4 protein-coding genes, 1 tRNA gene and 1 pseudogene are annotated in these 7,180 nt (G+C 56.5%); 5 read left to right on the forward strand and 1 reads right to left on the reverse strand.

Features of this window, described 5'->3' with window-relative positions; genetic code table 11:
* Window positions 1-2,178, forward strand: coding sequence for a hypothetical protein (locus IK012_RS06240; RefSeq protein WP_290951998.1), 2,178 nt, complete (start codon window positions 1-3; stop codon window positions 2,176-2,178).
* Between the two features lie 9 nt (window positions 2,179-2,187).
* Window positions 2,188-4,128 (forward strand): hypothetical protein, encoded by a 1,941-nt coding sequence (locus IK012_RS06245; RefSeq protein ID WP_290952000.1) that lies wholly within the window; start codon window positions 2,188-2,190, stop codon window positions 4,126-4,128.
* Window positions 4,129-4,152: 24 nt separating this feature from the next.
* Here IK012_RS06245 and IK012_RS06250 read toward each other — a convergent pair whose 3' ends face one another.
* Window positions 4,153-5,046 carry a tyrosine recombinase gene (locus IK012_RS06250; protein WP_290952003.1) on the reverse strand — a complete coding sequence of 298 codons (894 nt, stop codon included), beginning with the start codon at window positions 5,044-5,046 and terminating at the stop codon, window positions 4,153-4,155.
* Window positions 5,047-5,273: 227 nt separating this feature from the next.
* On the opposite strand from IK012_RS06250, the gene IK012_RS06255 reads away from it, so the two are divergent.
* From IK012_RS06255 to IK012_RS06265, 3 genes and pseudogenes are all read left to right on the forward strand, one after another.
* A tRNA-Lys gene (locus IK012_RS06255) sits at window positions 5,274-5,346 on the forward strand.
* A 169-nt stretch (window positions 5,347-5,515) separates the two neighbouring features.
* Window positions 5,516-6,439 (forward strand): sugar phosphate nucleotidyltransferase, encoded by a 924-nt coding sequence (locus tag IK012_RS06260; RefSeq protein ID WP_290952006.1) that lies wholly within the window; start codon window positions 5,516-5,518, stop codon window positions 6,437-6,439.
* Between the two features lie 206 nt (window positions 6,440-6,645).
* Window positions 6,646-7,180, forward strand: a pseudogene (locus IK012_RS06265) (hypothetical protein); the annotation flags it as partial.

The raw sequence follows: 7,180 nt of genomic DNA on the forward strand, positions 1-7,180 counted from the left end.
ATGGTCCTCGATCAGCAGCGCAAGATATTCCACGAATCCTGGTATCGCCTTGCGGGGAGTAAAATCTCCCTCAGGGCGAGCGTCAGGGTGCATCGCCAGACATACCGCGGCGTGCTGTGGTACGTGCTCTACGAGCCTTTCTCCAACCAGTATTACCGCTTGCCTCGGGGTGCCTATGATTTTGTATCGCGGCTTTCCCCTGACAAGACAGTCGGTGAAGTCTGGAGCGCGATGCTCAAGAGCAGCGAAGGTGAAATGCCCGGGCAGGGCGAAGTCATCGAGATGCTTGCGCAGCTGTACCAGGCGAACATGCTCATGTACACGGGCGTGGACGATGGCGCGAAGCTGTTCGAGCGCAACCGCAAACAGACGCAGAAAAAGGTGAAGGCGTCGTTACTGAATATCTTCTTCTTGAAGATTCCTCTGTACGACCCCGATGCCTTGCTCAACAAGCTGCGCTGGCTGATTCGGTTCTTGCTGAGCAAGCCCTTCGCCCTCATTTGGCTCGCCACGGTCCTTGTCGCCGCGAAATACGGTGTTGAGAACTTCGACCAGCTGAAGGATAACGCGCAGGGGTTCCTCGCGCCGTCGAATATCGGCTGGGTGTACGTGTGTACCGTGTTTGTCAAGCTGTTGCACGAATTCGGCCATGCGAGCGTCGTCAAGCGCTATGGGGGCGAGGTGCATACGCTGGGCGTGATGTTCATGCTGCTTGTGCCGTTGCCTTATGTGGATGCGACGGCGAGCTGGTCGTTCCGTAAAAAGTCGAGGCGTGCCCTGGTGGGTGCTGCGGGTATGCTTACGGAATTCTTCATCGCGGCGGTGGCACTTATCGTGTGGGCGAACCTGGGCGGAGGACTCGCGAAGAACCTCGCGTACAACGTAGTCATAATGGCTTCGGTCTCGACTGTGCTGTTCAATATCAACCCGCTCATGCGCTTTGACGGCTACTATATTTTGACCGACCTGTTGGACATGCCCAACCTGCAGCAGAATTCGGTACGCCACCTCAAGTACTTGCTGGAACGTTACGTGTTCTTCAAGCGCGATGCCGAGGTAGTTGCCGAAACGTGGCTCGAGCGCGTGGTTTATTCGGTGTACGGTGTTTCCTCGTCGATATACAGGATTTTCCTGTTTACGGGTTTCATCGTCGCTATTTCGCAGCATTACCTTATTTTGTCGTTTATCATGGGGGCGCTTCTGTGCCTTACCATGGTGCTGATGCCGTTAGGCAAGTTCCTCAAGTACATTTTTGCGAGCCCCGGGCTTGCGCTGGTGCGTAACCGCGCCATTTTCGTGACGACGCTCGTGCTCGGCAGCGCTATTGCGGCTCTTTTCTACATTCCGGTTCCCGATTCGTTCAAGGCCCCGGGCGTGCTGGAGGCTTCGCGGTACGAGAATACCACGGTGGGCGAGGGCGGAGTCGTGCTCGGCGTGTACCGCGGTTCTAGCGATAACGTCAAGAAGGGCGATACGCTCATGGTGCTGGAAAACCGCGAGCTGGATTTCGCCATCGAGGATAAGCAGTCGCAGGTCCGGGAATCCCAGCAGATGTACTACCAGGCGCTCGACGAAGCTCCCGAAAACATGTTGCCGATAAAGAAGCGCATCGGCGTGCTCAAGCAGGAACTGGCCGAGTTGCAGCAGCGTCGCGACGAGTTGACGCTTGTCTCGCCGATGGATGGCATCTGGGACGTGAAAAACGCGGGCGAATACGTGGGCCGCTTTTTGCAGAGGGGCGATTCGGTGGGCATGATTCTCGATACCGGCTCGTTCGATTTCCTTGCCGTCGTGAGCCAGGAGGAGGTTTCGCGGCTTTTTGTGGGCGACATGCGACAGGTCTCTGTGCGCTTGAACGGCGATGCGTTCACCGAAATCCCGGTGGAGAAGGTTTCCGCGATTCCCGCGGCGCGTGACCGCCTGCCTTCCGCCGCGCTCGGCTGGCTGGGTGGCGGCGAAATCGAGACGCGTTCCAGCGGCGAGGACTTTGGCGAGCGCACGGCGGAACCGGTCTACCTGGTGCGCGCCACCCTGAAAAACGAGAACGGAGTGCTTTCCAAGATAAAGATGTCGCACGGAAGATCCGGCAAAATCCGCTTCCACCTGAAGGATACGCCGCTCGCCATGCAGGGAATCCGCAAGGCGCGCCAGGCCCTGCAGAAATATTACAAGATGTAGGTCTTCGAAATGAACCTGACGGATAACTATCGCCTTACAGCCTGCAAGAAGGTCGGGAAAATCCCGACCGGGCTCGACGCGTTCGTTTTCCGGATGGTCGGAAGGTTCAAGGGGCGCAGGGGAGTGCTGCGCCGTCTCTTGAAGGATGCCGCCCTTATCGACAAGCGCGGGCGCATGTATTCCGTGATGAACAACTCGATTCTCAAGAGCCAGTTGACGCAAATCCGTACCGAGATGAAGCGCCGCCCTGACAGGAACACGCTGCTCCAGGCATTTGCGCTTGCGCAGGAATCGGTTTCGAGAACGCTCGGCTACAGGCCCTATATCGAGCAGGTGGCGGGAGCCTTGGCGCTTTACCGCGGGTATATCGCGGAAATGTCCACCGGCGAAGGCAAGACGGTGACCGCGGCGATGTGCGGCGTGGTGCGTGGCTGGAGCAAGCGCCCGTGCCATGTGATTACGGCGAACGACTATCTCGCCGCCCGCGATGCCGAAATCATGAAGCCGCTTTACGATTTTTGCGGGGTTACGGTAGGAGCGGTGACCGGCGCCATGAAACCGCCCGAGCGACGCGCGGGCTATGGCGCCGACGTCACCTATTCTACTGCGAAGGAGGTCCTTGCCGATTTTTTGCGCGACCGCATCGCGATGGGCGGGTTCCAGAGCTTTGGCAAGCGCATCGTGAACGGCGCGGTGATGAACCTCGAAAAGATGATGTCGAACCTGGTGCAGCGCGGCCTTTGTACCGCGATTATCGACGAGGCCGACAATGTGCTGATTGACGAGGCGGTCACGCCGCTGATAATTTCGCGCGAAAAGAAGAACGAGGAATTCAACGAGAGCTGCAAGATTGCGTACGATATCTCGCTCCTCCTCAAGCGCAACAAGGATTACGCAGTCGATATCAAGAACCGCACGATTCGCTTTCTGGTGGATATCGAAGAGCGTCTCGAGGAAATCGAGAACGCGAGTTCGTTTACGCGTGCCGCGTTCCTGAAGGACCTTGTGCGCCAGGCGCTGGTGGCGCGAGAACTGTTCGAGTGCGGGCGCCAGTATGTCATCGAGGAGGGCAAGGTCGTCATTGTCGATGAATCGACGGGCCGCAAGATGCCCATGCGTTCGTGGAACGGCGGGCTCCACCAGATGATAGAAATCAAGGAAGGCCTCGAGATGAGCGGCCTCAAGGAGACGGAGGCCCGCATGAGCTTCCAGCGGTTCTTCAGGCTGTACAAAAACTTCTCGGGGATGACCGGTACCGGCAAGGAGGCTTCCGCCGAATTCTGGACGATTTACGGAGCCCCGGTAGTCTGCATTCCGAACCACAGGAAGAGCAAGCGCAAGGTGTCGCACCTCAAGACGTATTCGACGAAGGATTCCAAGCGCAGCGCCATAGTCAAGGAAGTCGTGCGCATGCATTCCAAGGGCCGTCCCATCTTGATTGGCACGAAGGATATCGACGAAAGCGAGTACCTCGCGTCGGCGATTGAATCGAAGGGCCTGCACTGCCGCATCATCAACGCGGTGCGCTGCGAAGAGGAGGCCGCCATCATCGCCGAGGCCGGAAAGTTCGGCGCCATTACGGTTGCGACCAACATGGCCGGGCGCGGTACGGACATCAAGATCAAGGACGATGTGCGCCGCATCGGCGGGCTGCACGTGATTGCCACGGAATGCAATCCCTCTTCGCGTATCGACCGCCAGCTATTCGGGCGTTCGGCGCGTCAGGGCGACCCGGGAAGCGTGAGCCATTACGCCTCGTTCGAAGATGATGTGTTGCGCCGCAATTTGCCCGCGACCATGAACCGCTTTTTTAGGCATCTGGGCCCGCTGTCGGCGCTTTCCGTGGTTTGGGCGCAGCATCGCGCGGGCAGCAAGGCCTACCAGAGCCGCCTCTCGGTCCAGAGAACGGACACCTGGCTCGAAGATTCCCTTGGGTTCTCTGCGGAATAGTTCCTCGGCGTGAGCCGCGGTAGGTTATTTTCCGGCCTTTTCTCTGGGGTGGAAGGCGCGGTGTTCCTGCTTTATAAATTCCTTGTCAATGTGCGTATAAATCTGCGTGGTGCTGATGTCGGCGTGCCCGAGGAGTTCCTGCAGTACGCGCAGGTCCATACCCGCCTCCAGGCAGTGCGTTGCAAAACTGTGCCGGAAGGTATGCGGCGAGACCTGCTTGCTCAAGTGCGCGGTATGCTGCTGCACGATTTTCCACGCCCCCATGCGGGTCATCGGCTTCCCGCGTGGGTTCAGGATGATATTGTCCGTTGTCGGGTGGGTGAGGGGCCTGCCATCTTCGATCCAGGCGCGCAGGTTTTCTTTCGCCTTGCTCCCGAGGGGCACCAGGCGCTGCTTGTTGCCCTTTCCGATAGGCGTGAGCCATTCGTTTTCGAGGTCGAGCTGCGAGAGCTTGATTCCGAGGGTCTCCGAGATGCGGAGCCCCGCGCTGTACATGAGTTCGAACAGCGCCGTGTCGCGCAGCGGGTTCTTGCCGTTGGCCGCGCTCTCGAAAACGCTGTCCACCTCCTCGCGGGTGAGGTACTGCGGCAGGTAGTGCCCGAGCTTCGGGCGTTCGAGCATCGATTCGGTGCTGTAGTCGTACTCGCCCTGGTTCTGCATGTACTTGAGGAACCCGCGCAGGCTCGAAAAATGCCTCGCGATGGACGTGGGGGAGTATTCCTCCTGCCCGGCGGTGAGCGTCAGGAATTCATCCAGTTTTTCGGGGGTCAGCGTCTTGAGATCTAGCCCGCTTTCGTCGAGCCAGCCCACGAAATGCCGCAGGTCTTCTTGGTAGCTCTGGATGGTGGCTGGCGAAAGATTCCGCTCCACCCCCAAAAATGCCAAGTAGGCATCCATGCGGTTAGAATTGAGGCTCATATGCTAAAAATATAAATAATGACCTTCGCAGTAGTGTGCAAATGGGTGTCGCGACGGCCCGCTTGCAGGTCGGCATGACCGAGTGCAGCCACGGACGCCGTAGGCGTCCACTCTGAGCTGGGGCCCCTCCCGCATAAAATTTTTAGTTCTTTTTTCAAAAAAAGCAACTTTCCCCCCTTGACAACCGTCAAATACTATTCTATAATTGTGCGCGTCCAAGCGACAATGGATGATTAGCTCAGTTGGTAGAGCAGCTGACTCTTAATCAGCGGGTCGCAGGTTCGACCCCTGCATCATCCACTAGAATGCCGAAATCCTAACGGTTTCGGCATTTTTTCGTTACAGAAGGGGCGAAATACGTGAATGTGACAATCAAGAGATCTATTTGTGATAGACAAGATAATAATTTATTGTTATCTTATAATTTCAATATAGTTTCGCTCTTTTTGGTTATTGAAGGGTTCCTTATATGAAGATTGTTTTGCCTGTTGCTGGAAACGGCTTGAGACTGCGTCCTTACACGGAGGACCGTCCCAAATGCCTTCTCCCGTTGGCCGGGAAGACCATCATCGACTGGATTGTCGATGATGCTATCCGTCTCAAGCCGACCGAGACGATTTTCATTACGGGCTACAAGGCCGAAAAGATTGACGAGTTCTTGAAGTCGAAGCCCGAATGGGGCGCGGTGCGTACCGTGCTCCAGTCCGATCCGCAGGGCCTCGGCGAGGCTATCAGCCTGTCGCTTCCGTATATAAACGATGACGAGCCCCTCCTGATTATTCTCGGCGATACTCTTTTCGAGGCCGACCTCTCCATTTTGAAAAACGCCCAGGAGAACATCCTCTACACGTACAAGGTCGAAGACCCGAAGCGTTTCGGCGTCGCCGTGGTGGGCGAGGGCGGCTGCATCGAGCGCCTTGTTGAAAAGCCGCAGGAATTCGTGAGCGACGAGGCCATCGTGGGCATTTACTACATCAAGGATGTGAAGGCTCTCAAGGAATCCCTCAAGTACTTGATGGACAACGACATTCGCACCAAGGGCGAGTTCCAGCTGACGGATGCCCTCGAGAGGATGATTGAGATGGGCTGCAAGTTCCGGACCGCGCCTGTTTCTCGCTGGCTCGATTGCGGGCTTGTCGAAACCCTTCTCGATACGAATGCGCATGTTCTGAAGAAAAATGACAATTCCAAGGAATTTTCCCAGCCGGGAGTCGAGATTATCCCGCCTTGCTTCATCGGCAAGAACGCGAAAATCCATGGCTGCAAGATTGGCCCGTTTGTCGCCATCGGAGAGGACTGCGAACTTTCCGGAGTTGAAATCCGCGACGCCATCGTGTGGAACGGGGTCAAGATTTCGAACGGCATCGTGAAGAATACCGTCGTTCACAAATAAATTAAATTCTATATGTCATTGAAGCCCGCCTTGCGCGGGTTTTCTTTTTTTGGGATGAATCGCCCCGAAACTGCGGAGGTGGGATGAATGTATCCGTTTTTTCGATGATGACAAATTAGAATTTACCATAAATTACTCGGGAGTTTTGGGAGCGGGATATAAATTTTTTTCCAGGTATGGATAACAACCCAAAACAAGGAGTAAAAATGAACATCAAAAAACTTGCATTCGCCCTCTCCCTAACGACGGCTTTCTGTTACATGGGATGCGAAGACCCTGCTTCATCTTCCGGTTCCGGCGATGATGAAAGACCGGCTCTTTCGAGCGATTCCAACGGCGGTTCTGGAAATGGGGCTTCAAGCGAATCTACGGGCGGCTCGACGCCCTCTGTTTCCAGCGATTCTAGGGATGTTTTTCCTGCAAGTTCTAGCGATGTGGCTCCTGCAAGTTCAAGCGAATCTGCGCCCGCGAGTTCTGCTAATGTAGGCGGCATGGGTGGCTTCGGTGGCGACGGCGGCATGGGTGGTTTTGGCGGTGATGGAGGCCAGGGTGGTTTCGGCGGCCAGGGCGGCATGGGTGGCTTTGGCGGTGAAGGTGGCATGGGCGGCTTCGGCGGCGACGGAGGCTTTGGCGGCTTCGGCGGTGACGGAGGGTGGGCCGCTAACTGCTACGCCGAAACCAAGGTCAGCATTGTACCAGTTAGAAGAATATTGAGTCGCGAACCAGTCGGTTGGTGCAGCA

Origin of the sequence: Fibrobacter sp. (assembly GCF_017551775.1) — a bacterium.
GTDB lineage: Bacteria > Fibrobacterota > Fibrobacteria > Fibrobacterales > Fibrobacteraceae > Fibrobacter.